Source organism: Streptomyces avidinii (assembly GCF_014650695.1).
GTDB classification, from domain to species: domain Bacteria; phylum Actinomycetota; class Actinomycetes; order Streptomycetales; family Streptomycetaceae; genus Streptomyces; species Streptomyces avidinii.
On record NZ_BMVL01000009.1, the window covers coordinates 1 to 24,388 of the forward strand.

24 protein-coding genes, 1 tRNA gene and 1 pseudogene are annotated in these 24,388 nt (G+C 70.8%); 15 read left to right on the plus strand and 11 right to left on the minus strand.

The annotated features are described in order from the left end of the window. Positions 1-190: 190 nt before the first annotated feature. Positions 191-370: a hypothetical protein gene (locus IE257_RS23105; RefSeq protein ID WP_189971616.1), complete on the minus strand. Its 180-nt coding sequence runs from the start codon at positions 368-370 to the stop codon at positions 191-193. 85 nt (positions 371-455) lie between these two features. Beyond that, positions 456-1,361 (minus strand): ATP-grasp domain-containing protein, encoded by a 906-nt coding sequence (locus IE257_RS23110; RefSeq protein ID WP_189971618.1) that lies wholly within the window; start codon positions 1,359-1,361, stop codon positions 456-458. A 204-nt stretch (positions 1,362-1,565) separates the two neighbouring features. Between IE257_RS23110 and IE257_RS23115 the strand changes: the two genes are divergently transcribed. Then, positions 1,566-2,117, plus strand: a complete 552-nt coding sequence (locus IE257_RS23115) for a LysM peptidoglycan-binding domain-containing protein (protein ID WP_189971620.1) — start codon at positions 1,566-1,568, stop codon at positions 2,115-2,117. A gap of 94 nt (positions 2,118-2,211) precedes the next feature. Here the strand turns inward: IE257_RS23115 and IE257_RS23120 are convergent, their stop codons facing one another. Beyond that, on the minus strand, positions 2,212-2,919 hold the full coding sequence (locus tag IE257_RS23120; RefSeq protein WP_229920611.1) for a DUF5324 family protein: 708 nt from the start codon (positions 2,917-2,919) through the stop codon (positions 2,212-2,214). 147 nt (positions 2,920-3,066) lie between these two features. Here IE257_RS23120 and IE257_RS23125 point away from each other — a divergent pair, with 147 nt between their 5' ends. Together IE257_RS23125 and IE257_RS23130 are read left to right on the plus strand one after the other, a co-directional pair. Then, positions 3,067-3,594 carry a peptidylprolyl isomerase gene (locus tag IE257_RS23125; RefSeq protein WP_308279495.1) on the plus strand — a complete coding sequence of 176 codons (528 nt, stop codon included), beginning with the start codon at positions 3,067-3,069 and terminating at the stop codon, positions 3,592-3,594. A 124-nt stretch (positions 3,595-3,718) separates the two neighbouring features. Beyond that, positions 3,719-4,597 carry a rhomboid family intramembrane serine protease gene (locus IE257_RS23130; RefSeq protein ID WP_189971624.1) on the plus strand — a complete coding sequence of 293 codons (879 nt, stop codon included), beginning with the start codon at positions 3,719-3,721 and terminating at the stop codon, positions 4,595-4,597. Positions 4,598-4,712: 115 nt separating this feature from the next. Here the strand turns inward: IE257_RS23130 and crgA are convergent, their stop codons facing one another. Then, the gene (gene crgA, locus IE257_RS23135; RefSeq protein ID WP_030383881.1) at positions 4,713-4,967 is read right to left on the minus strand and encodes a cell division protein CrgA; all 255 of its coding nucleotides are present in this window, start codon (positions 4,965-4,967) and stop codon (positions 4,713-4,715) included. Between the two features lie 91 nt (positions 4,968-5,058). Between crgA and IE257_RS23140 the strand changes: the two genes are divergently transcribed. From IE257_RS23140 to IE257_RS23165, 6 genes and pseudogenes are all read left to right on the plus strand, one after another. Next, the gene (locus IE257_RS23140; protein ID WP_189971625.1) at positions 5,059-5,832 is read left to right on the plus strand and encodes a DUF881 domain-containing protein; all 774 of its coding nucleotides are present in this window, start codon (positions 5,059-5,061) and stop codon (positions 5,830-5,832) included. Continuing rightward, positions 5,804-6,556, plus strand: a complete 753-nt coding sequence (locus IE257_RS23145; protein WP_189971627.1) for a class E sortase — start codon at positions 5,804-5,806, stop codon at positions 6,554-6,556. Before IE257_RS23140 ends, IE257_RS23145 begins: the two co-directional genes overlap by 29 nt. A gap of 89 nt (positions 6,557-6,645) precedes the next feature. Beyond that, the gene (locus IE257_RS23150) at positions 6,646-6,822 is read left to right on the plus strand and encodes a hypothetical protein (RefSeq protein ID WP_030011120.1); all 177 of its coding nucleotides are present in this window, start codon (positions 6,646-6,648) and stop codon (positions 6,820-6,822) included. Beyond that, positions 6,819-7,457, plus strand: a complete 639-nt coding sequence (locus IE257_RS23155; protein ID WP_189971629.1) for an aminodeoxychorismate/anthranilate synthase component II — start codon at positions 6,819-6,821, stop codon at positions 7,455-7,457. Before IE257_RS23150 ends, IE257_RS23155 begins: the two co-directional genes overlap by 4 nt. A gap of 134 nt (positions 7,458-7,591) precedes the next feature. Further along, positions 7,592-8,278 (plus strand): annotated as a pseudogene (locus IE257_RS23160) (class E sortase); the annotation flags it as partial. A gap of 13 nt (positions 8,279-8,291) precedes the next feature. Further along, positions 8,292-9,014, plus strand: coding sequence for a class E sortase (locus tag IE257_RS23165; protein WP_189971631.1), 723 nt, complete (start codon positions 8,292-8,294; stop codon positions 9,012-9,014). Between the two features lie 234 nt (positions 9,015-9,248). Here IE257_RS23165 and pknB read toward each other — a convergent pair whose 3' ends face one another. The 6 genes from pknB to IE257_RS23195 form a co-directional block, all read right to left on the minus strand. Further along, positions 9,249-11,276 carry a Stk1 family PASTA domain-containing Ser/Thr kinase gene (gene pknB / locus IE257_RS23170; RefSeq protein WP_189971633.1) on the minus strand — a complete coding sequence of 676 codons (2,028 nt, stop codon included), beginning with the start codon at positions 11,274-11,276 and terminating at the stop codon, positions 9,249-9,251. 195 nt (positions 11,277-11,471) lie between these two features. Continuing rightward, positions 11,472-12,938 carry a peptidoglycan D,D-transpeptidase FtsI family protein gene (locus tag IE257_RS23175; RefSeq protein ID WP_189971635.1) on the minus strand — a complete coding sequence of 489 codons (1,467 nt, stop codon included), beginning with the start codon at positions 12,936-12,938 and terminating at the stop codon, positions 11,472-11,474. Then, entirely contained in the window at positions 12,935-14,359 is a 1,425-nt protein-coding gene (locus IE257_RS23180; RefSeq protein WP_189971637.1) for an FtsW/RodA/SpoVE family cell cycle protein, read from the minus strand. Before IE257_RS23180 ends, IE257_RS23175 begins: the two co-directional genes overlap by 4 nt. 34 nt (positions 14,360-14,393) lie before the next feature. Then, positions 14,394-15,857 carry a PP2C family protein-serine/threonine phosphatase gene (locus IE257_RS23185; protein WP_229920613.1) on the minus strand — a complete coding sequence of 488 codons (1,464 nt, stop codon included), beginning with the start codon at positions 15,855-15,857 and terminating at the stop codon, positions 14,394-14,396. 147 nt (positions 15,858-16,004) lie between these two features. Beyond that, entirely contained in the window at positions 16,005-16,508 is a 504-nt protein-coding gene (locus tag IE257_RS23190) for an FHA domain-containing protein FhaB/FipA (protein WP_052870511.1), read from the minus strand. A 10-nt stretch (positions 16,509-16,518) separates the two neighbouring features. Next, positions 16,519-17,376: an FHA domain-containing protein gene (locus tag IE257_RS23195; RefSeq protein WP_189971641.1), complete on the minus strand. Its 858-nt coding sequence runs from the start codon at positions 17,374-17,376 to the stop codon at positions 16,519-16,521. Between the two features lie 293 nt (positions 17,377-17,669). Here IE257_RS23195 and IE257_RS23200 point away from each other — a divergent pair. The 6 genes from IE257_RS23200 (at position 17,670) to IE257_RS23225 (ending at position 23,232) form a co-directional block, all read left to right on the plus strand. Further along, positions 17,670-17,752, plus strand: a tRNA-Leu gene (locus tag IE257_RS23200). A gap of 197 nt (positions 17,753-17,949) precedes the next feature. Continuing rightward, complete coding sequence (locus IE257_RS23205; protein ID WP_229920614.1) at positions 17,950-19,650, plus strand: sensor histidine kinase; 1,701 nt, start codon at positions 17,950-17,952, stop codon at positions 19,648-19,650. 9 nt (positions 19,651-19,659) lie between these two features. Then, a complete protein-coding gene (locus tag IE257_RS23210; RefSeq protein ID WP_308279494.1) occupies positions 19,660-20,319 on the plus strand; it encodes a response regulator in 660 nt (219 codons plus the stop codon). 57 nt (positions 20,320-20,376) lie between these two features. Continuing rightward, positions 20,377-21,777, plus strand: a complete 1,401-nt coding sequence (locus tag IE257_RS23215) for a DUF2252 domain-containing protein (protein ID WP_189971645.1) — start codon at positions 20,377-20,379, stop codon at positions 21,775-21,777. A 177-nt stretch (positions 21,778-21,954) separates the two neighbouring features. Beyond that, a complete protein-coding gene (locus IE257_RS23220; RefSeq protein WP_189971647.1) occupies positions 21,955-22,818 on the plus strand; it encodes a J domain-containing protein in 864 nt (287 codons plus the stop codon). A 69-nt stretch (positions 22,819-22,887) separates the two neighbouring features. Next, positions 22,888-23,232, plus strand: coding sequence for a rhodanese-like domain-containing protein (locus IE257_RS23225; protein ID WP_189971648.1), 345 nt, complete (start codon positions 22,888-22,890; stop codon positions 23,230-23,232). A gap of 11 nt (positions 23,233-23,243) precedes the next feature. On the opposite strand, the gene IE257_RS23230 is transcribed toward IE257_RS23225, so the two are convergent. Continuing rightward, positions 23,244-24,386 (minus strand): acyl-CoA dehydrogenase family protein, encoded by a 1,143-nt coding sequence (locus tag IE257_RS23230; protein ID WP_189971649.1) that lies wholly within the window; start codon positions 24,384-24,386, stop codon positions 23,244-23,246. Positions 24,387-24,388: the final 2 nt, after the last annotated feature.

Consider the following 24,388-nt stretch of genomic DNA (forward strand, 5'->3'; position numbering starts at 1 on the left):
TTCTTCACCGCGGCCGCGATGAACTTCGCCCGCCTGGACGCCTGGCTCACCAACACCCCGTTCGCCCCGACCCGCACCTCACCCTTCGCAGCACTCCGCCCCGCCGGATAGCTCCAGCGGGGCGGATTTACCAACAGGGTCCGGATTCCGGCGCGGGGCACTCTCCTGTGGTGCGCGGCAGGCGGCCGGTCTAGCGGCGGGACGGGGCCGGGGTGGGGGCGGGGGAGGCGACCCCGGGGCCCTTGTCGTCCGCGAGGACCTGGTAGCCGGCGGGCTGACCGGCGTCGGCCGGGCTGCTGACCGTCACACCGACTCCGAACGCCAGAGCCGCCGCGATGATCCCGATCAGTCCAGCCAGCTTGCTGCGCATGTGTGGAACCCCCTGGTGTGTACCCGGTGCGGCTCCCGTGTGGTGCGGTGGCCGCTCTCGACATGACAAAGAGTGGCCGAGTCCCTTACCGGTCCGTTCCCCTCTCGATACCGGTCGTCGCCGCAGTGCGGGAGCGGCCGTTACCGGCCTGTTCCCGGTCCGGCTCCGTGGCCGCCGCGATACGCGATCCCCGGGCGCCGACCAGCACGTCCGTCCGCGTGGCACCCGATTCGTACCCGGCCAGATCCAGCAGGGCCCGTACCGTCGAGCGGATGCCGGCCTGCTCCGCGTCGTGCAGCGGCGCCGCCGTTCCCTGGGGTGCGATGTCGGCCACCAGGTGCATACCGTCGACCGTCAGGGTCTCCACGCGGAACTTGGCGCCCGTCAGGAGCTCTTCGACGAGATAGGGCGCCGAGTGCCGGGCGGTGACGGCCTGTTCGGCCCACCGGGCGAGTTCGGGACGGTCGCGCACCGGAACGGTCCACCAACACCCGCTCCTGTCGGTCGATTTGATGACCACGGGAAGGGGGAAATCCTCCGCCAGCGAGCACGCCTCGCTGACCGTCTGCGCCTCCTCGGCGCGCACGGCCGAGGTCCGGCTCTGGTTGAGGATGCGCCGGATCGCCACCGCGTCCGGCAGCCGGCCCGCCGGCTTCCCGCGGCTTCCGGAGAGTTCCCGCACCACCTCCTCGGCGGCGGCCGCGGACCCACTGCCGAGACCTCTTTCGAGATCGCTCGCGAGGTAGAGGATCTGCCCGATCCCGTGGGTGAGGACCGTGTCCGTCAGCAGGGTGCGCAGCGCGGTCGTGTCATCGAAGTCCACCCGCAGGAGGCGCTGCGGGGGCAGCTCCGGAGGCATCCGCGCCTGTCCCGGCCGGGGTCCGGGGTCCGACACCACCCAGACCTCCAGGCCTGCCACGATTGCGGCGCTCACGAGCCCGGGTCCGGGCCTGACCAGCACTACCCGCTCCGCGGCCTGTCTGATGATCACAGAAATCTCCTCCATCGTGTCTCACGAGGGTGGTGCCGAACCTTCCCGGTCCGTTCCCGCCGCGTTCCCGGCCCGGTGGCGACGTGTGATCCGGGCCGGGCGTCCCCCGGACAGCCCCGTCGCAGGGCCGTGCGGCGCCCGGTGCAGGACAGTGGAGAGAGGTATCGATACCAGGGGGCACCCTCACGCCGGAGGCGTACGGACATGGGACTCTTCGACTTCCTGAAATACGAAAAGAAGAAGGCGCACCGCGCCGCCGAGAAGGAGCAGGTGCAGCAGCAGGCCGGGGAGGCGGGGAGGCCTCCCGCGGGTTCGGCGGCCGACGCAGCCTCGGCCACCCGGGCCGCCGCCGAGCGCATGGCGGCCGCTGCACCGCCGCGGCGGGCCCCGGCCACCCCGGCCCCCGCGACCCCGACCCCGGGATCCGCCGCGCACAAGGCCGTGCCCGCCCCTCCCCGGCCCGCCGCGATGCCGAAGCCCGAGGCCTCCTCCGCCGCCGCGCCGGGTGCCATGCACACGCCCACACCTCACTCGGCCGCGCACAAGGCGGTACCGGCGGCCCCGGTGGCGAAGCCCGTGCCCTCCGCCAAGAAGCGCACGTACACGGTCAAGGCCGGCGACTCGCTCCCCACGATCGCCCGGAGCGAGCTGGGCAACGAGGCCCGCTGGCGTGAGCTCTACGCCATGAACCGGGGGGTCGTCGGCGACACCCCCGACCTCGTCCGCCCCGGCATGGTGCTCACCCTCCCCGGCTGACCGGCGCGCGGCCGGCGGCCGCGCGCCAACCGTGACCACGTGAAAAGGGCCCGGATCCTGATGGAACAGGATCCGGGCCCCTTTCACGCACCGTTCAGAGCTGCTTGTCCTCCGGGCCGGTCTCGGCCTCGCGCTCCTTCTCCGCCAGTTCGTCGTCGAAGCTCGCCGGCGCCGCGTCGCGCGCCGACAGCTCGGTGGCCGCCGGCGGTTCGACGAGCCAGTCCGGATTCGACTGCTGGTCCCACCACCTCCACGCCGCGTAGGCGGCACACGCCAGTACGCCGACCAGTGCGGCCCCGCGCAGGATCTTGCCGTTGCGCTCGCGCCGTCGGTGACGCCGCACCAGCTTCTGCACCTCCTTGGCCGTCACCTGACCGCGGAGCGCAGCGAGGGCGGCCGTCGAACGTGACGCAGCCTCCTCCGCCATCGGGGTGGCGGCCGCGATGGCGCTCTCGATCTTCGGCTGCGTGTAGTCGGCGGCCTGCCGCGCCGCCCGGCGCGCCTGCGTCGCAGCGCGGTCGACGGGGGGCGGGACGTGGGCCCGCGCCGCCTTGAGCCGGGGGTGCAGGTGGCAGTCGTAGGTCGAACGGGCGTGCTGGGCGGCGCTGCTCGCCGCGTACGACACCTTGGGTGCCAGCCGCTCGTTCGCTTCCTGGGCGTAGTGCACCGCGGCGTCCTTGGCGGATTCCGCGTACGGTGCCACCACTTCCGTCGCGTGACGCACACTCTCCCTGGCACTCTCGGCTGCCAGCCGCATGCTCTCCTTGCCGGTCACGGGATCCTCCTCCTCGGTGGCGGACACAGTTCACCTTTCCACCCTTTGACGGATCATGCCTGCCATATCGCTGACAGGCATGCGTGACAGGGCATACGGGTGGACGATTTCAGTGCCGCGGAGCTCTCCGTGCGACCATCTGGACCGACAGTGATGACTATGGAAGGCAGATCCGTGGCCGAGAAGCTCTACGCCACCCTGAAGACGACCCACGGCGACATCGAGGTCGAGCTGCTGGAGAACTTCGCTCCGAAGACCGTCCGGAACTTCGTCGAGCTCGCCACGGGCGCCCGCGAGTGGACCCGGCCCACCGACGGTCAGAAGACCACGGACCCGCTGTACGACGGCACCGTCTTCCACCGCGTCATCAGCGGCTTCATGATCCAGGGCGGCGACCCGCTGGGCAACGGCACCGGCGGTCCGGGCTACCGGTTCGCGGACGAGTTCCACCCCGATCTGGCCTTCACCAAGCCGTACCTGCTCGCCATGGCCAACGCGGGCCCGGGCACCAACGGCTCGCAGTTCTTCATCACGGTCGCGCCCACCGCCTGGCTGACGCGCAAGCACACCATCTTCGGCGAGGTCGCCGATGCGGCCAGCCGGAAGGTCGTGGACGCCATCGCCGGCAGCGCCACCAACCCGCGCACCGAGCGCCCGCTGGACGACGTGATCATCCAGTCCGTGGTCGTCGAGCGGCGCTGAGCGACCCCGTCGGGCCCATGGCCCCGGCCCCCTTCCGGGAACCTTTCCGCCCCGCCCGTCCGTAGTGGATACGTACGGGACCGGCGGGGCGCACCCCCTGCCTCGCCGCTGATCGAGGGAACCGATGGACACCGACCGTCTGCCGGGCTGCTACCGCCACCCGGACCGCGACACGGGGATCAGCTGCACCCGCTGCGAGCGCCCCATCTGTCCCGAGTGCATGATCAGCGCCTCGGTCGGCTTCCAGTGCCCCGAATGCGTCCGCGAGGGATCCGGCACCGGGCACCGGCCGATCGCCAACGCGCCGCGCACCGTCGCGGGCGGGGTGGTCGCCTCCGACCCCCACCTGGTGACCAAGATCCTCATCGGGATCAATGTGCTGCTGTTCCTCGTGGTGCTCGCCGATCCGGTGCTCGCGGTCCAGCTGGAGCTGATCGGCGGCCAGTACCGGGAGTACCCCGGCGGCCCGGTCCACGGGGTTGCCGCAGGCGAGTACCACCGGCTGCTGACCTCGGTGTTCCTGCACGTCCAGTGGTGGCACATCATCGGCAACATGATCGCCCTGTGGGTGATCGGAGGCCCGCTGGAGGCGGCGCTGGGCCGGGTCCGCTATCTGGCGGTCTTCCTGCTCTCCGGCCTGGGCGGCAGCGCGCTCGTCTATCTGCTGAGCGAGCCGTACGTCCCGACCCTCGGCGCCTCGGGCGCCGTCTTCGGCCTGCTCGGCGCCACCGTGGTGCTGGCCAAGCGGCTGCGGTACGAGATGCGGCCGGTGATCGTCATGGTCGTACTGATGCTGGTGCTGACCTTCGTACCGCTCGGCAGTGCGCTCACCGTGTCCTGGCAGGCCCATGTGGGCGGCCTGATCACCGGTGCGCTGGTGGGCCTGGGCATGCTCATGCCCACCAGCGGCAGGAAACGCGCACTCGTCCAGTGGGGCACCTGCGCGGTGACGTTCCTGCTGGTCGCGGCAGTGATCCTGGCCCGCACCGCGGAACTCACCTGATCACACCGGCGTCAACTCTCCACAGAGTTATCCACAGATCTTCTGTCTTTTCCTCAGGTGTGGATGACGCTGTGGATAACTCATGGGGAGAGCTTCCGTCAGGGACTGTGAGGTGCTACTTCCACTGAGTGGAAACGCCGAATCCCGCGGCGATAAAGCCGAAACCGACTACAATGTTCCAATTGCCCAGAGCCTCGATCGGCAGCTGGGTCTCGGTCACGTAGAAAACGACGATCCACGCGAGTCCGATCAGGAAGAACGCCAGCATGACCGGAGCGACCCAGCTGCGGTTCGTGAGCCGGATGCTCTGCGGCTGCCGCGTGGGCGGCGGCGTGTAGTCGTCCTTCTTGCGGATACGTGACTTCGGCACGAGGGGCTCTCCTGTCGATGCGCTGGGGACCTTGCCTGCCCCGGGCGTCCGTTAGCGTAGTGGACCTGTGGCGTTGAAGGAGAAGGGTACGTTGAGCAATTCCGACGACTCCTCCGCGGGTCCCCGTCGCCGGGCCAGGCCGGTCCGGCTGCTGGCTGCCGCCGTCTTCGCCCTGGCCGGGCTGCTCTTCGTCACCAGTTTCAACACCTCCAAGGGTACGAACATCCGGACGGACGCATCGCTCCTGAAGCTGTCGGACCTCATCAAGGAGCGCAGCCAGGACAACGCGGCGCTGGAGCAGAGCACCGCGGCCGTACGCGGCCGGGTGGACACCCTCGCCGAGCGTGACGACGGCAGCACCAGGGCAGAGGACGCCAAGCTGGCCGCCCTGCGCGCGGCCTCCGGCACCGAGGAGCTGACCGGAAAGGGCCTGACGGTCACCCTCAACGACGCCCCGCCGAACGCCACCGCCCGCATCCCCAACGTGCCCGAGCCGCAGCCCAACGACCTGGTGATCCACCAGCAGGACCTGCAGGCCGTGGTCAACGCCCTCTGGCAGGGCGGCGCCGAGGGCATCCAGGTCATGGACCAGCGGCTGATCTCCACCAGCGCGGTGCGCTGCGTGGGCAACACCCTGATCCTTCAGGGCCGGGTCTACTCGCCGCCGTACAAGATCTCGGCCGTCGGGGACCCCGCCGCGATGAAGAAGGCCCTCGCCGCCTCGCCGGCCCTGCAGAACTACCAGCTGTACGTGAACGCGTACGGGCTCGGCTGGAAAGTGGACGAGCACAAGGCGCTGACACTTCCCGGGTACTCCGGCACAGTGGACCTCCACTATGCGAAGCCGGTGGCGCCCACCCCGTGATCGGGTCCGTCCTGACGTCGTACTGCGCCTGGTGGTACGGACGTTCAGCGAGGTGTGCCTGACGGCGGGCACCCTGATTGTGCTCTTCGTCGCCTACGTCCTGCTGTGGACCGGGGTCAAGGCCGACCGGGCCATGGACGGGGAGATGGACCGGATGCGCGACCGCTGGGCGGCGGCCCCCGCCCCGGCGCCGCAGGCCTCGGTGTCTCCGGCTCCGTCGCCATCGGTGGCCCCGGCACCGCCCGCGCGCCATCCCGCCGGCCGGGCCTTCGCCGAGATGTACGTCCCGCGCTTCGGCCGGGACTGGGTCAAGCCGGTCCTGGAGGGCACGGACCCCGAACTGCTGAAGAAGGGCCTGGGCCACTACGCCGCCACCGCCCGCCTCGGCGCCGTCGGCAACTTCTCCGTGGCCGGACACCGGCGCACCTACGGGGACCCCTTCAAGGACTTCCCGGACCTGCGCCCGGGCGACGAGGTGATCCTCAAGGACGCGAGCAGCTGGTACACGTACACGGTCCGGGGCGGCCCCCTGCGCACCGTGCCCACCGATGTCGCCGTCGTCGACCCGGTCCCGGAGAAATCCCCGTTCACGGCGCCCGGCCGCTATCTGACGCTGACCACCTGCGACCCGGAATGGGGACACAGCCACCGGCTGGTCGTCTGGGCGGAGCTGACCGAAACCCGCAGCGCGGACCGGGGCCGACCGGAGGGTTTGTCCGGGTGACCCACCCTTTCGGGCCGCTGCCTTTAGTCTGTTCGCGTACCGCCCCCGCGGTGCGTTGAACGAACGTGGACGAAAAGGAATCAGGCGGCATGTACGGCTGGATCTGGCGGCACCTGCCGGGAAACGCGTGGGTACGCGCGCTGATCTCGCTCGTACTGGTCCTCGCGGTGGTCTTCGTACTGTTCCAGTACGTCTTCCCGTGGGCCGAGCCGCTGCTTCCGTTCAACGATGTGACGGTGGACGAGGGATCGGGAGCCACTCCGTGAGCGCGCGCATTCTGGTTGTGGACAACTACGACAGCTTTGTCTTCAACCTGGTCCAGTACCTCTACCAGCTCGGCGCCGAATGCGAGGTGCTGCGCAACGACGAGGTCGGGCTCGCGCACGCGCAGGACGGATTCGACGGCGTGCTGCTGTCCCCCGGGCCCGGAACGCCGGAGGAGGCGGGCGTCTGCATCGACATGGTCCGCCACTGCGCGCGTACGGCCGTCCCCGTCTTCGGCGTCTGCCTCGGCATGCAGTCCATGGCGGTCGCCTACGGCGGCGTCGTGGGCCGGGCGCCGGAGCTGCTGCACGGCAAGACCTCGCCCGTGCTGCACGAGGGGCTCGGAGTGTTCGAGGGACTGCCGTCGCCCTTCACCGCCACCCGCTACCACTCCCTCGCCGCCGAGCCCGGGACGCTGCCCGACGTGCTGGAGGTCACCGCGCGGACCGAGGACGGGATCATCATGGGCCTGCGCCACCGGGAGCACGACGTCGAGGGTGTGCAGTTCCACCCCGAGTCGGTGCTGACCGAGTGGGGGCACCGGATGCTCGCCAACTGGCTGGTGCGGTGCGGGGACGCGGGCGCGGTGGAGCGCTCGGTGGGGCTCGCCCCGGTGGTGGGCAAGGCCGTCGCGTGACCGCGGTCGCGCCGTCCGCGCCCACGGAGGGCCGGGCCGCGCGACGCAGGGCAGCTCAGGAGGCAGCGAAGCGGGCCGCCAGAGGCACCCGGCGGCGGGGCGGTCGGCGGCGCAGGCGGCCGGCCTCGGGCGGCCCGGTGGTCATCGCGAGCCGGCTGGGCGGAGAGCTGTTCATCACGCTGGGCCTGGTGATGCTGCTGTTCGTCGCCTACCAGCTCTGGTACACGAACCTCCTGGCGGAGCGGGTGGCGAACGGCGCCGCCGGCTCGCTGCGCCAGACCTGGGAACAGGATCCGGGAGGCACCGGGGCCGCCGCGCCGCCCGTGACGGCCTTCGAACCCGGCCAGGGCTTCGCGATCCTCCACATCCCGAAGCTGGACGTGAAGGTCCCGGTGGCGGAGGGCATCAGCAAGCCGAAGGTGCTGGACCGGGGCATGGTCGGGCACTACGGAGAGGGCGCGCTGAAGACGGCGATGCCGGCCGACCAGCAGGGCAACTTCGCGGTGGCCGGACACCGCAACACCCACGGCGAGCCGTTCCGCTACATCAACCGGCTGGTGCCCGGGGATCCCGTGGTGGTCGAGACCCGGGACGCGTACTACACGTACGAGATGACCTCGTCGCTCGCGCAGACCCCGCCGACGAACGTGGCGGTGATCAAGCCGGTGCCGGAGGGGTCCGGATTCACCTCCGCGGGCCGGTACATCACGCTGACCACCTGCACCCCGGAGTTCACCAGCACCTACCGGATGATCGTATGGGGCAGGATGACCGATGAACGCCCCCGCAGCCAGGGCCCGCCGCCCGCGCTGACCAGTTAAGGACGAATCAGCAGTGTCTCGTGCCAGCCGCCGCGCCGCGGCCCCGCCCGTCGGCAACCGCAGTGTGCTCGCCGGATTCCTGAGCCTGCTGGGCGAGGTCCTGATCACGGTGGGCCTGGTGCTGGGCCTGTTCGTCGCCTACTCGCTGTGGTGGACGAACGTGCTCGCGGACCGGCAGGCGTCGGCCCGCGGGGACGAGGTCCGCCAGCAGTGGCAGGCACCCGAGCAGGCCGCGGGGCCGGGAGCGCTCGACACCCGGGGCGGGGTCGGCTTCCTGCACGTCCCGGCGATGAAGAACGGCGAGGTGCTCGTCAAGGCCGGGACCGACCCGGACACCCTGGACGACGGTGTGGCCGGGTACTACACGCAGCCGGTCAAGTCGGCGCTGCCCTGGGACGAGAAGGGCAACTTCTCGCTCGCCGCTCACCGGGACGGCCACGGGGCGAAGTTCCACAACATCGACAAGGTGAGGAACGGCGACGCGATCGTCTTCGAGACCCGCGACAGCTGGTACGTCTACAAGGTCTTCGCGGAGCTGCGCCAGACCTCGAAGTACAACACCGACGTGATCAATGCCGTCCCCAAGGACTCGGGGAAGACCGCCCCCGGCCGGTACATCACGCTCACCACCTGCACCCCGGTCTACACCTCGAAGTACCGGTACATCGTCTGGGGCGAGCTGGTCCGGACGGAGAAGGTGGACGCGAAGCGGACGCCTCCGGCCGAGTTGCGCTGACCCGGCCCCGTCGGCCCCGACGGCCCTGCCGGCACCCCAGAAGGCCCCTGAAGCGGCACTGACGCCCCCTGAGCCCCACGAGGCCCCCGGAGACGCACGGGTCCCGTACGGGGCCGCAGGCGGCCGTACGGCGGCGGCCGGCGCGCGGGGCGGGCAAAGGTCCGGCCCCTCACCCGGGAACGGGGAGGGGCCGGACCTCTTCTGGCTGTGCGGTCGCCGCGTCGGCGGGTCGCGCTAGTTGTTGCGGATCAGGCCGCCGAAGCCGCCGCCACCACCGTTGTTGTTGCCGCCCTGCTGCTGGCCGCCGCCCGTGATGATGTTCACGGCCTGCCCCGAGTTGACCGGGGTGCCCGGCTGCGGGTCGGTGGCGAGCACGAACGTGTTGTCGTCCGTCGGCCCGGCGACGATGCCGACCTTCAGGTTGGCGCGCCGCAGATCGTCCTTGTACTGGCCGAGCGTCCGGCCGACGAAGTTCGGCACGGCGGTCTGCGTCGAGGCCTTGGCGATGGTGATGCCCACCGTCTTGCCCACTTCGAGCTGCTGGCCCGGCTGGATCTGCTGCTCGATGACCGTGCCCGGTACGGCTCCGGGGGAGTCGATCTCCGTCACGCTGCCGAGCCGGAGCTTGGCGTCCGTGAGGGCCTTGGCCGCCTCGTCCTTCTTCTTGCCCTTGAGGTCCGGGACCTCGGCCTTGGAGATCTCCTTGGCGACGGTCAGCTTGACGACGCTGTTCTTCTCCGCCTCCGTGCCGCTCTTCGGGTCCTGCTCCAGGACGGTCCCGGCCGGACGGTCGGACTCCTGCGGCTTGCGCTCGACCTGGAAGCCCTTCTCCTTCAGCTGCTTCTCCGCCTCCTCGAAGCTGAGGCTCAGCACGTTCAGGACCGGGATCTTGGGTGCGCCCGAGGAGATCGTCACCGTGACCGTGGAGCCGTCTGCGACCTTGGCGTCGGGCGCGGGGTCCTGCTTGCAGACGTTGCCCTTGGGCTGGTCGTCGCACGGCTCGTCGGCGCCCTTGACCACCTTGAGGCCGACGGCGTCGCCGCTCTTCTGCGCGCGTTCGAGGGTCTGGCCGATGAGCTTGGGCACGGAGGGCCGGTTGTCGGCGCCCTCGCCGAAGAGGGAGCGGCCGATGAGGATCGCGCCCACGAGCACGAGGATGCCCGCCGCCACGAGCAGCACGGTGGACGCCTTGCTCTTCTTCTGGCGGCGGCCGGAGCCCTGGTCGTAACCGCCGTGGCCCTGGTCGCCGTAGCCGTATCCGCCGTCGCCCGGGGGCATCGGCGGCATCATCGACGTCTGGCCGCCGGGGTCGGTGGTGCGCAGGGCGGCGGTGGGCTGGTCGTAGCCCTGGTGCCCGTAGCCGTGCCCCTGGTCGGGGTAGCCGTAGCCGGCCGCGCCCATGCTGGCGGTGGCGGCGACAGGCTGGCCGTCGAGGCAGGCCTCGATGTCGGCACGCATCTCGTCGGCCGACTGGTAGCGGTAGTCGGGGTCCTTGACCAGGGCCTTGAGGACGATGGCGTCCATCTCGGGCGTGATCTCGGGGTCGAAGTTCGACGGCGGCTGCGGCTCTTCCCGTACGTGCTGGTAGGCGACGGCCACGGGGGAGTCGCCGACGAACGGGGGCCGGACGCTGAGGAGCTCGTAGAGCAGGCAGCCCGCGGAGTAGAGGTCGGAGCGCGCGTCGACCTGCTCGCCCTTGGCCTGCTCGGGCGAGAGGTACTGGGCGGTGCCGATGACGGCGGCCGTCTGCGTCATGGTCATGCCGGAGTCGCCCATGGCGCGGGCGATGCCGAAGTCCATGACCTTGACCTGGCCGGTACGCGTCAGCATCACGTTGGCGGGCTTGATGTCGCGGTGCACGATGCCGGCGCGGTGCGAGTACTCAAGGGCCTGGAGGATGCCGATGCACATCTCCAGGGTGCGCTCGGGCAGCAGCTTGCGGCCCGAGTGCAGCAGCTCGCGCAGCGTGGAGCCGTCGACGTACTCCATCACGATGTACGGGATGGAGATGTTGTCGACGTAGTCCTCGCCGGTGTCGTAGACCGCGACGATCGCCGGGTGGTTCAGCGACGCGGCCGACTGGGCCTCGCGCCGGAACCGGGCCTGGAAGGACGGGTCACGGGCGAGATCGGCACGCAGGGTCTTGACGGCGACGGTACGGCCGAGCCGGGTGTCGTGGGCGAGGTAGACCTCGGCCATGCCACCACGGCCGAGCACGTGGCTCAGCTCGTACCGGCCGCCGAGGCGACGCGGCTCTTCCATAACGTTGCAGCCCTCTCCGTCAGTCCCGACCGCACCTGTGTGTGGTCCGGCGGTGTGCTGTTCGCGCAAAGGCTACCGGCCGATCGTCCGTGATCGGTTCGGGGCCACAGGCTGATACTGGACCGGTACCGTACGCTCCGATCCGGGCGGGGTTCAGTGATGTACGTCACCCCGCTCCGGCCCGTCAATGCTCGGTCACCCCTGGCTGTTGAGCACTGCCTTCATGACCGCCTGGGCGACGGGGGCGGCGAGACCGCCACCGCTGATGTCGTCGCGGGCGGTTCCCTCGCTGTCCTCGATGACGACGGCGACGGCGACCGGCGAGCTGTTGTCCGAGGTCTCGGCGTAGGAGATGAACCAGGCGTAGGGGCGCTTCTTGTTGCCCTCGCCGTGCTGCGCCGTACCGGTCTTGCCGCCGACCTTCACGTCCTTGATCTTGGCGTTGGAGCCGGTGCCCTTCTCGACGACGTTGACCATCATCTCCTGGACCTTCTGCGCGTTGGCGGCGGAGAGGGGCCGGCTCATCTCCTGCGGCTCGTGCTTCTCGATGATGTCCAGGTTGGGGGCCGTGAGGTGGTCGACCATGTACGGCTTCATCAGCTTGCCGTCATTGGCGATCGCGGCGGTGACCATGGCCATCTGCAGCGGGGTGGCCGCCGTGTTGAACTGGCCGATGGCGCTCTGGGCGTTGCCGTCCTTGCCCATCTTCTTGTCGTAGATGCTGGCGAAGGCGCGGACCGGAACGTCGATCTTGTCGTTGTTGAAGCCGAACTTCTCCGCGGTCTCCACCATCTTGTCGCGGGTGACCTTGTCGCCCATGTTCGCGAAGACGGAGTTGCAGGAGATGCGCAGGGCCTCGTTGAGGCTGGCCTTCTCGCATCCGGTGTGGGAGTTGGGCAGCTTGGTCTGGGTGCCGGGCAGGATGTACGGCTCGGGGGTGTCCGTCGGGTCGTCGATGTTCTTGACGACGCCGTGCTCCAGGGCCGCGGCCGCGGTGACCACCTTGAAGGTGGAGCCCGGCGGATAGGTCTCGCGCAGGGCGCGGTTGACGAGCTTCTTGTCCTCGCTGTCCTTCAGCTCGTTCCAGGCCTTCCCGTCGGCCGTGGAATTGCCCGCGAAGGTGGAGGGGTCGTACGAGGGGGTGGAGACCAGGGCGAGGATGGCTCCGGTGCGCGGGTCGATGGCGGCGACCGCGCCCTTCTTGTCGCCGAGCGCCTTGAAGGCGGCCTTCTGCGCATCGGGGTTGAGCGTGGTGACGACGTTGCCGCCCTGCTTCTTCTCCCCGGTGAACATGCCGATGGTGCGGTCGAAGAACAGCCGGTCGTCGTTGCCGGTGAGGATGCCGTCCTCGAGCGATTCGAGCTGGGTGGCGCCGAAGGCCTGCGAGGCGTACCCGGTGACGGGCGACCACAGCGGGCCGTCCAGGTAGGTCCGCTTGAACTTGTAGTCGCTGCCGTCGGTGACCGCCGAGCCGGTGATCGGCTCGCCCTTGACGATGATGTTGCCGCGCTCGGTCGCGTACTGGGCGATCTGGACCCGCCGGTTCTCCTTGCGGGTGCTGAGTTCCTCGGCCTGCACGTACTGCAGCCAGTTGGTGCGGATCAGCAGGGCGAGGACGAGCAGCCCGCAGAACAGCGAGATGCGGCGCAGGGGCTTGTTCATGACGGACGGACCACCTGGGTCATCTCGGAGTCGGGGGACGGGGCGGGGGCCGGCGCGGGGCGGCGTGCGGTGTCGCTGATCCGGATGAGGATGGCGATGAGGATCCAGTTCGCGAGGACGGAGGAACCGCCGGAAGCGAGGAAGGGCATCGTCATGCCGGTGAGGGGGATGAGGCCCATGACGCCGCCGGCGACCACGAAGATCTGGAGCGCGAAGGCGCCGGAGAGGCCGATGGCGAAGAGCTTGCCGAAGGGGTCGCGGGCGGCGAGGGCGGTGCGGACACCCCGCTCGATGATGAGCCCGTAGAGCAGGAGGAAGGCCATCACTCCGGCGAGGCCCAGTTCTTCGCCGACGGTGGAGAAGATGAAGTCGGAGTTGGCGGCGAAGCCGATGAGGTCGGAGTTGCCCTGGCCCCAGCCGGCGCCGAGGACGCCGCCGGAACCGAAACTCATGATCGACTGGCCGACCTGCTCGCAGGCACCCGAGGTGGTGTAGCAGGCGAAGGGGTCCAGCCAGGCAGTGACGCGGACCTTGACGTGGCTGGCGAAGGTGGCGACGACCACGGCACCGCCGACCGACATCAGCAGGCCGATGACGATCCAGCTGGTGCGCTCGGTGGCCACGTACAGCATGATCACGAACATGCCGAAGAAGAGCAGCGATGTGCCGAGGTCGTTCTCGAAGACGAGGACCAGCAGGCTCATCGCCCAGATCATCAGGATCGGGCCGAGGTCGCGGCCGCGCGGCAGGTAGAGGCCCATGAAGCGGCGGCTGGCCAGGGCGAGCGCGTCGCGCTTCACCATCAGGTAGCCGGCGAAGAAGATCGCGATCACGATCTTCGCGAACTCGCCGGGCTGGATGGAGAAGCCGCCCACGCTGATCCAGATCTTGGCGCCGAAGACGTCGGCACCGAGGCCCGGGACGACCGGCAGGATCAGCAGGACCAGGGCGCCGGCCATCGAGATGTACGTGAACCTCTGCAGGACGCGGTGGTCCTTGAGGATCAGCAGGACCGCGGCGAACAGGGCGATCGCGAGTGCCGTGTACATCATCTGGCGGGGCGCGGAGGGGGAGAACGCGCCGAAGGACCGCTTGGCGAGGTTCTGCAGGCGCTCGGACTGGTCCAGGCGCCAGATCAGGACGAGGCCCAGCCCGTTGAGGAGCGTGGCCAGCGGCAGCAGCAGCGGGTCGGCGTACTTGGCGTACCGGCGCACGACGAGGTGCGCGATCCCGGCGAGGGCGCCGAGGCCCAGGCCGTAGAGCACCATGCCGGGGGGCAGGGTGCCGTTGATCGCGAGGCCCACGTTGGCGTAGGCGAACATCGGGATGAGCACGGCGAAGCCGAGCAGCAGGAGCTCGGTGTTCCGCCTGCTCGGCAGCTCGATGGCGCCGATGGTGGTCGTGTTGGTGACAACGCTCATGGTGTGGCAGGCCCCCTGTGCCCGCGTATCTCTACTACTTGCCGCACAGCCCGACCAGCTGCTGCTCTTCGGGAGTCAGGCTGGGGGCGGGTGTCGGGCTGTTCTGGGCCTCGGCGTTCCGGCGTTCCTCGTCCTTCTTGCACGCGGAGACCTGGACGCCCAGATCATCGAGCTTCTTGCGCGCGGCGTCGAGGCTGCCCTCGCTGATGGTGGCCTCGACCAGCTTCCGCTTGAAGGGCGGCAGGTACTTCAGTTCGATGTCGGGGCGGTCGGTCTCCACCTTGGAGAGCTCCAGCGGCCCCAGCTTCGGGCTGATGCCGCGGTAGAGGGCCACGTGCTCGCCCTTGACGCCCACGTAGAACTGGGTCTGGGTCCAGCGCCAGCCCGCGTACAGGCCGCCGCCGATGACGCCGGCGACGATGAGCAGGGTCAGCGTACGGGTGGTCCACTTGCGCCCTTTGCTGCGGCGCCTGCGGGGGTGGTCGTACGTGTCCTCGTAGCCGGAGTCGCCGTCGTAGGCGTCGGCTTCGCCGAAGGTGCCGTAGCCGCCCGCGCCCTGGCCCTGGCCCTGCTCGGAGTACCCGTAGCCGGGGGCCTCGCCGCTGCCGGGGGGGCCGAAGGCGCCGGGCGGCGGGGACTGGCGGCCGAGGCCCGAGGCCCGGCCGGCCGGAGTCTGCATGGCGTTGCCGCCGTCGAAGAGCTGGTGCTGGTTCTCGGCGACCGCGCCGACGACCACCGGGGTGTCGCTGACCTGGGCGGCGAGGGTGTCGCCGCTGTCGGTGTCGAGGACATCGGCGACGATGCAGGTGATGTTGTCGGGTCCGCCGCCGCGCAGCGCGAGCTGGATCAGGGACTGCACGGTCTCGCGGGGGCCGTGGTAGTCGGCGAGGGTCTCCTCCAGGGTCTGGTGGGAGACGACGCCGGAGAGCCCGTCGGAGCAGATCAGGTAGCGGTCGCCGGCCCGGACCTCACGGATGGAGAGGTCGGGTTCGACGATGTCGCCGCTGCCCAGCGCGCGCATCAGTAGGGAGCGCTGCGGGTGGGTGGTGGCTTCCTCCTCCGTGATGCGCCCCTCGTCGACGAGGCGCTGCACCCAGGTGTGGTCCTGGGTGATCTGGGTGAGGACGCCGTCGCGGAGCAGGTAGGCGCGGGAGTCGCCGACATGGACGAGGCCGAGGCGCTGGCCGGTCCACAGCAGGGCGGTCAGCGTGGTGCCCATGCCTTCGAGCTGGGGATCTTCCTCGACCATGACGCGCAGCTGGTCGTTGGCGCGCTGCACGGCCGTGGCGAGCGAGGTGAGGATGTCGGAGCCCGGGACGTCGTCGTCGAGCTGCACGAGGGTGGAGATCACCTCGGAGCTCGCGACCTCGCCGGCGGCCTGGCCTCCCATGCCGTCGGCGATCGCGAGGAGCCGGGGCCCGGCGTAGCCGGAGTCCTCGTTCCCCTCACGGATCATGCCCTTGTGTGATCCGGCGGCGAACCGCAAGGACAGACTCATGCGCACCTGCCCTGTCGACGAAGCTGCCTCCGGGTACAACCGGTCTCGAGCCACACTGCCCACCCTCCGGTCGGGAGCGCGCTCGGGTCCGTGTCCTCGGTGGGACGGATCGCCGCCGCGCGCTCGCTCCGCTCGCTCATTCTCGTACTACTTCCGCAGCTCGATGACGGTCTTGCCGATGCGGATCGGTGCGCCCGGCGGAATGGGCGTCGGGGTGGTCAGCCGGGTCCGGTCGAGATACGTGCCGTTGGTGGACCCGAGATCCTCGACGATCCACTGGCCGTCACGGTCGGGATAGATCCTGGCATGGCGGCTGGACGCGTAGTCGTCGTCCAGCACGATCGTGGAGTCGTGCGCGCGGCCCAGCGTGATCGTCTGGCCCGCGAGGGCCACCGTGGTTCCCGTGAGGATGCCCTCGGACACGACGAGTTTGGTGGGTGCGCCGCGGCGCTGGCGCTGCTGTGGAGGCGCGGCCTGGCGGCCCGCCTGCTGCGGGGCGCCACCGGCGCCGCCGCCGCCACGACGGGACCCGCGCTGGGTCACGCGCGTCCCGAAGAGATCGCTGCGGATGACCTGGACGGCCACGATGACGAACAGCCACAGAACGGCCAGGAAACCCAACCGCATGACCGTCAGGGTCAGCTCTGACATTGCCCCCGCTTCACCCTTCGGCTTGCCGGTAAATGATGGTGGTACTGCCCACGACGATCCGCGAGCCGTCGCGGAGCGTAGCGCGGGTGGTGTGCTGCCCGTCCACCACGATGCCGTTGGTGGACCCGAGATCCTGGATCGTCGAGGGCGTTCCGGTCCGGATCTCACAGTGCCGGCGGGATACGCCGGGATCGTCGATCCGCACGTCGGCTTCCGTGCTTCGGCCGAGTACGAGCGTGGGACGCGAGATCTGGTGGCGGGTGCCGTTGATCTCGATCCAGTGGCGCCGTGGGCCGCCCGAGTTCGCCACGGGGGCGACTCCGACGGGTCCGCCCGGAGCGGGCCGCCGCGCGCCGGGTCCGCCGGGAGGCGGGGCGCTGGGCATGGGCGGGGCGGCGACCGGCGGATAGCCGTAGCCGCCCTGCGGCTGGTTCTCCGGCGGGTAGCCGTAGCCGCCCTGGGGCGACGGCGGCCCTGCCTGCGGCTGGGAGGTGCTGGAGGCGAGGGTGCGACTGCGGACCCGGTAGAGCCCGGTGTCGAGGTCCTCGGCCTTCTCCAGGTTGACCTTGATGGGGCCCATGAAGCTGTAGCGCTGCTGCTTGGCGTAGTCGCGGACGAGGCCCGCGAGCTCGTCGCCGAGCTGACCCGAGTAGGGGCTCAGACGGTCGTAGTCACCGGCGCTGAGCTCCACGATGAAGTCGTTGGGGACGACGGTCCGCTCGCGGTTCCAGATGGTGGCGTTGTTGTCGCACTCCCGCTGGAGGGCTCCGGCGATCTCCACCGGCTGGACCTCGGACTTGAACACCTTGGCGAAGGTGCCGTTCACCAGACCTTCGAGTCGCTGCTCGAACCGCTTCAGAACTCCCATGGGGCACCTCCTCCGTCGCTGTCGCCCTGTACTGCTTACTGATCGTATCCACGCGTGGCGGATTCGGGTGGTTCCCCATCGCACCTGTGAGGACGAGTGTTGGTCCTCACAAGCGATCGTAGGGGCGCCCCAGGGACAGTGTCCCGCACCAGGAGCGGAGTGCGGGAGGGGCAGTCCGAACCGGGGTGCGCGGGCGCCGGGAAAGCGATGTGAATCCACCCCGTTCTCCGTGCTAATGTTTCGACGTCGCCAGGGGAACGGCCCGAAAGGGAAGATCCACTGGGGCGCCGCTCGGGCGAGTGGCGGAACGGCAGACGCGCTGGCTTCAGGTGCCAGTGTCCTTCGGGACGTGGGGGTTCAAATCCCCCCTCGCCCACATCGACGAAACGGTCGTCATCGCGAAAGCGGTGGCGGCCGTTTCGTGTTTCTCCCCACTCTCCGGATCTCCCCCGGTCTTTTCCGGTGCTTTCCGGCCAGGAGTGATCCAGGACACGTATGCGGTCGACTTTCGTCGTGGGGGGCGCGACGAAAGAGGGCGGTCGGGGCGCGGTGCGGGTGTCTAGGGTCGGGCGGGTGGATGCGAAGGCGAAGACGCGTGCCGGCTGGGACTGGCTGAAGGGCCCGGAGCCGTGGACCCGGCGGATGCTGGCGGGGGACCTGGCGCTCGGCGGCGTACTGGCCATACTCGGCCTGGGCGTCGAGGAGGTCAGCAACGCCTCCGGACGGCGCATGCTGCTCGGAGCCGTGGCCGCGGTGGTGCTGACGCTGATGCGCCGCAGGCTGCCCGGGAGCGCGCTCGTGTTCGCCTCGGGCATGGTCACCTTCCTGCCCGGGGCCTTCTTCGTCCTGCCCCTCCTGGGCTGGTCGGCCGGGCGGAGGATCGTCGGGGTGGGCCGGGCGCTGGCCGCCTTCACGCTGGCCTTCGTGGCGGCGATCGGCTGCAGCGTGGTGGACCAGTGGTCGCAGATGCGGCCGCTGCTGGTGATCGTGTTCTCCACGCTGATGTTCCTGGCGACGACCGTGATGCCGGGTCTGGCCAGCCGGTACTGGTCGCAGCGGCGCACCCTGCTGCGGGCCCTCCAGGAGCGCAACGGTCAATTGCTGCGCGAGCGGGCCATGGTCGCCGGGCAGGCGAGGCTGCGAGAGCGCCAGCGCATCGCCCAGGACATGCACGACAGCCTGGGTCACCAGCTGGCGCTGATCTCCGTGCACACCGGGGCACTGGAGGTGGACCCGCAGCTCACGGACCGCCAGCGCGAGGCGGTGGGGGTGCTGCGGCAGGCCTCGGTGGCCGCGATGCACGAGCTGCGCGAGGTCGTCGGCATCCTGCGCGACGGAGTCGAGGCGCCCGCGCCCATGGAGGAGGCCCAGCCCGCGGCGCGCGGGGTGGCCGGCATCGCGGGGGTCGTGGAGGCGGCGCGGGGCTCGGGCACCGACGTACGGCTGACCACGGCGGGCCGGCCGAGGCCGCTGGTCGCGGCGTGCGACCACGCCGCGTACCGGATCGTTCAGGAGGCCCTGACGAACGCGTACAAGCACGCTCCGGGGGCGTCGATCTCGGTGGAGCTGCGGTTCGAGGACGACTCGCTGGTGGTGGAGATCGCCAACGGGCCGTCGCCCGGCCCGGCGGCCGACGAGGTGGTCTCGGGCGGGCAGGGCCTGACGGGGCTGCGAGAGCGGGCCCGGCTGGTCGGCGGGATGGTGCACGCGGGCCCCGCCGAGGGCGGCGGGTTCCGGGTGGCCGGGGTCCTGCCGTACGGGGCGGAGCCGGCCGGCGTGGTGGACGTGGCCGACGACTTCGGGCAGCAGGCGCAGGCGTACGCGCGCGGTCCGCTGCCGGGGCGCGGCGCCGAGCAGCCGATGGACTGGGGGGCGGTGGACCGGGAGCTCGCCGTTCGCATGCCCAGCCGCTCCGGTGGCGTCGCGGTGGGCTGCGGGATCGCGTTCGCGGCGGTGGTGCTGCTGGTGATCGTGTTCGGCGCCGGAGTGGTGCTGCTGCTGGACTCGGCGAGTGACGCGATGATCGACCGGGACGAGTTCGACGCCGTGCACGTGGGCGAGTCGGAGCAGTCCGTACGCGACCGGCTGCCGACCGGGGAGAACTTCATGACCGCAGGGGCCGCCCGCAAGGGGCCGCCGAGGCCGCCGGGCTCCGACTGTCTTGCCCTGCTGGCCGAGAACCAGCCGAGCGCCCTGGGAACGGACCGGATCTTCCGGTTCTGCTTCCAGGACGGCAAGCTCGTGGAAAAGCAGGAGTACGAGGTCAAGCAGTAGGAGCGCGGGGTGACAGCCGAAGTGATCAGAGTGGTGATCGCCGACGACGAGCCACTGATCCGGGCCGGGATCAGGATGATCCTGACCTCGGCGCCGGACATCGAGGTCGTCGCGGAGGCGGCCAACGGCAGGGAGGCGGTGGAGCTGGCCCGCTCGCACGCGCCCGATGTGGTGCTGCTCGACATCCAGATGCCGGTGATGGACGGGCTGACCGCGCTGGGCGAACTGCGGCGGGCAGCGGCGGAGGTGCGGGCGCTGATCCTGACCACCTTCGGGGAGAAGGAGAACGTGCTGCGGGCGCTGGGTGAGGGCGGTGCGGGATTCCTGCTGAAGGACTCGGCACCCGGCGAGCTCATCGGGGCGGTCCGGGCGGCGGCGGCCGGGGACGCGTACCTCTCGCCGGGGGCGACCCGGCACGTGGTGGATCAGCTCGCGTCCGGGAAGACCGCCGTGCGCGGTGAGGTGGCCCGGCGTCAGGTGGCGGAGCTGAGCGAGCGGGAGCGCGGTGTGCTGGCGCTGCTGGGTGAGGGGTTGTCCAACGCGGACGCGGGCCGGCGGCTGCACATGAGCGAGGCGACCGTGAAGACGTACGTGAGCCGGATTCTGGCGAAGCTGGACTGCGAGAACCGGGTGCAGGCGGCGCTGCTGGCCAGGGACGCCGGGCTGTAGATACGGTCAGCGCGTTCGGACAGCGATCAATGAAGTGAACGGGTGGGGGCGGCGTCGATGGCGGCGATAGCGGGTCAGCGGATTCCGGACGTGGCGGGGTTCGCGCCGAGGGTGGCGGCCGACTCCCCGAAGGAGGCGGGCAAGGCGCTGCGCGCCCGCCTGCCGAGGACGGCGCACGCCGCCTTCACGGCGCCGGCCGACCGGCCGGACGCGGTGCGCGCGGTGGAGGAGTCCAACGCCGGGCGGGTCACCGGGCTCACTCCGATAAGGGTGGGCCGGATGGCCGCGAACCCCTTCGCCTTCCTGCGCGGGGCGGCCGGACTGATGGCCCACGACCTGTCCGGTGGTCCGGTGACCGGGGTCGGCGCGCAGATCTGCGGCGACGCGCACGCAGCGAACTTCGGTCTGTACGGGGACGCGCGCGGGCGGCTCGTCATCGACCTCAACGACTTCGACGAGACCGTGTTCGGCCCGTGGGAATGGGACGTGAAGCGGCTGGCGGCCTCGCTCGTGCTGGCCGGCCGGGTGGCGGGCGCGGACGAGGACACCTGCCGGGCGGCCGCGCTGGACTCGGTGGGCGCCTACCGGCGCACCATGCGGCTCCTGGCGAAGCTGCCCGCTCTCGACGCGTGGAACGCCATCGCCGACGAGGAACTGGTCTCGCACACCGACGCCCGCGATCTGCTGGGCACGCTGGAGCGGGTCTCCGAGAAGGCCCGCAACAACACCTCCGCCCGGTTCGCCGCCAAGTCGACGCGGATAGGGCCCGACGGCGGCCGCCGCTTCGTCGACGCGCTGCCCGTACTGCGCCGGGTCGGGGACGGCGAGGCCGCGGCCGTGGCGGCCTCGCTGGGCCCCTACCTCCAGACGCTCCAGGGCGACCGGCTGCCGCTGCTGGCCCGGTACGCGATCCAGGACGTGGCCTTCCGCGTGGTGGGCACCGGCAGCGTCGGCACCCGCTCGTACGTGGTCCTGCTGCTGGACCACCGGGGCGAACCGCTGGTGCTCCAGGTCAAGGAGGCCCGTCCCTCGGTGCTGCTGCCGCACCTGCCCGGGCTGGGCTTCGTGTCCGAGCCCGAGGAGCACGAGGGCCGCCGGGTGGTGGCCGGGCAGAAGCGGATGCAGGTGGTCTCGGACATCATGCTCGGCTGGACCACGGTGGAGGGCCGCCCCTTCCAGGTGCGGCAGTTCCGCAACCGCAAGGGCAGTGTGGATCCGGCGGCGCTGGCCGTGGACCAGATGGACGACTACGGGCGGATGACCGGCGCCCTGCTGGCCCGGGCGCACGCGCACAGCGTCGACCCGCGGCTGCTGGCCGGGTACTGCGGCAAGAACGACGAGCTGGACGTGGCGATGGCGGCCTTCGCCGTGGCCTACGCCGACCGCACCGAGGCCGATCACGCCGATCTGGTGGCGGCCGTGCGGACCGGCCGGATCGCGGCGGAGATGGGGGTCTGACGGGGGTCCGCCCCTGTCCGGCCGGGCTCTGGACCGCTCTGGCCAGGCCCTGACCACCCTCTGACCAGGCTCTGGCCGGGGCCCCGTCGACCGTGTCGGAGCCGCTGCGGGCCGTGTCGCGGCGGGCGGTGTTTCACGTGAAACATCGCCCGCGCGGACGGGCCGTAGGCTGGCCGGGTGAGCGAGCAGACCGAGCAGCCTGAGCAGACAGTCCCCGGTGATTCCGGTGACTCCTCCGTCACCGGCGAGGAGCGCACCGAGGAGCGCCCCGAGGCGCGCCTGGAGCGGGCCGTACGAGCCGCCGAGCAGGCGCTGATCGAGTTCGAGATCGCGGTGGAGACCTTCCGGGTCGAGGTGGAGAACTTCTCCCGCCTGCACCACCAGAAGCTCGGCCCCATGTACACGAGGCTCGACGAGCTGGACGCGCTGATCGCCGAGGCGAAGGCGTCCCGCAGCGGCGATCCCGATGACCTGCGGCGGGCGAAGGAAGCGCGCGCGCTGGTCATGCCGATGCCCGGGGTGGACGAGCTGTTCCACGACTGGCTGGGCTCGGACGGGATCTCGGACGACGCCTCCGCGATGCTGACCGACCGGCCCGTGCGGCCGCCGGAGCGGGTGCGGCCCTCGGAGGAGGTGCGCCGCCTCTACCGCGAGCTGGTCCGTCAGGCCCACCCCGACCTCGCTCAGGAGGAGACCGAGCGCGAGCGGCGCGACGCGTTCATCGCGCGGGTCAATGCGGCCTACGGACGGGGCGACGAGCGGCTGCTGCGCGAGCTGGCCGAGGAGTGGGCGGCCGGACCGGCGCCCGAGGCCACGGCGCCGGGCGAGAGCGAGGAGCTGTACGCACGGCTGGAGTGGCTCGCACGCCGCAAGGAACTGCTTTCGCTCGTCGCCAAGGAGCTGGAGGAGAGCGCGATCGGCTCGATGCTGCGGATGGCGCCCGAGGACCCCGACCGGCTGCTGGAGGAGATCGCGGAGCAGCTGCTCGCCCAGGTTTCCGAGCGCGAGGCGGAGCTCGCCGAGGCGCTCGCCGCCGAGTGAGCCCGGTCTGTCCGTACCGGGTGGTCGGATAGGTTGTCAGCAGATCCGTGAAGAGAGAAGGCGACAGCTATGAACTTCGGACCGCTTCCCTCGGTGGGCGCCGCCGCGGTGCCCTCCGAAGGCTTTGTCCTCGACGTCCGTGAGGACGACGAATGGGCGGCCGGCCACGTCGAGGGTGCCCTGCACATCCCGATGAGCGACTTCGTGGCCCGCTTCGGTGAGCTGACCGAAGCCGTGGAGGACGGCCGCCGCGTGTACGTGATGTGCCGGGTCGGCGGGCGTTCCGCGCAGGTCACCCAGTACCTGGTGCGCCAGGAGATCGACGCCGTGAACGTCGACGGCGGGATGCAGGCCTGGGACGGTGCCGGGCGCCCGATGGTGACGGACCACGGAAAGCCGGCCTTCGTCCTCTAGCCTGCTCCGGCTCAGGCGAGGGGGTGGGCGGCCAGTAGGTCGCCCAGCGCCTCCTCGTGAGCGGCGGCCGGGCCCAGCTGGAGCTCCAGCTGCTTGGCCCAGGCGTGGTAGCGGTGCAGCGGGTAGTCGGTGTCGGCGCCGAAGCCGCCGTGCAGGTGCTGTGCGGTCTGCACGACCCGGCGTACGCCCTCCGAGGCCCAGATCTTGGCGACCGCGACGTCACCGGAGCTCGGCAGGGGACCACCGGCGCCGCCGGTCGCGGCATCGAGCCGCCAGGCGGCCTGCCACAGGGTGACCTCCATGGCGCGCAGGTCGATGTACCGGTCGGCGGCCTGGACGGCGACGGCCTGGAACGTGGCCACCGGGAAGCCGAACTGCTCGCGCTTGGCGGTGTACTGACTGGTCATGGTGAGGACGTTCTCGCCGAGTCCGAGCGCCTGCGCGCAGGTGCCGGTGGCGAGGAGCTGACGCAGCCGCTCCCAGGCCCCCGGGGTCTCGATGAGGTGGGTCCCGGCCACCCGTACGCCGTCGAGAGCGAGTTCGGCGAGCCGTTCCCCGCTGGTGGAGACCTGTTCGGCGAGGGCCAGTCCCTCGGCGGTGCGCGGGACCAGCGCGAGGACGGCATCTCCCTCGCCCGTGTGGGCGGGTACGGCGATCCAGTTTGCGCCGTGCGCCCACGGGACGGCGGTCTGTGTGCCCTCCAGGATCCACTCGTCGCCGTCGCGGCGGGCGACGACGGCCAGTTCGGCCGGGTCGTGGCCGGAGCGCCCGTGGGCGGCGGCGGTGAGCACGAGCGTGCCGCGCCCGGCGCCGGGCAGCAGGGCGGCCGCCAGTTCGGGACTGCCGTGGGCCTGTACGGCCATGGCGGTGGCGCAGTGTTCCAGGAGCGGGACCCGTGCCAGCACCCTGGCGGCCTCACGGAGCACCAGGCACAGGGCGATGGCGTCCAGGCCCGCTCCCCCGTGCTCCTCGGCGAGGACCAGGCTGAGCAGGTCCGACCCGGCGAGCTTGGCCCACAGCGGGCGGTCGAAGTCGTCGGCGACGGCTCCCGGGGTCAGCGCGGGGCTGGGCACGCTGTCGGCCGCGACATCCGCGAAGACGGCCCGGGCCGCTTCGACGGCGGCCTGCTGCTCCTCGGTGAAGGTGAAGTCCACTG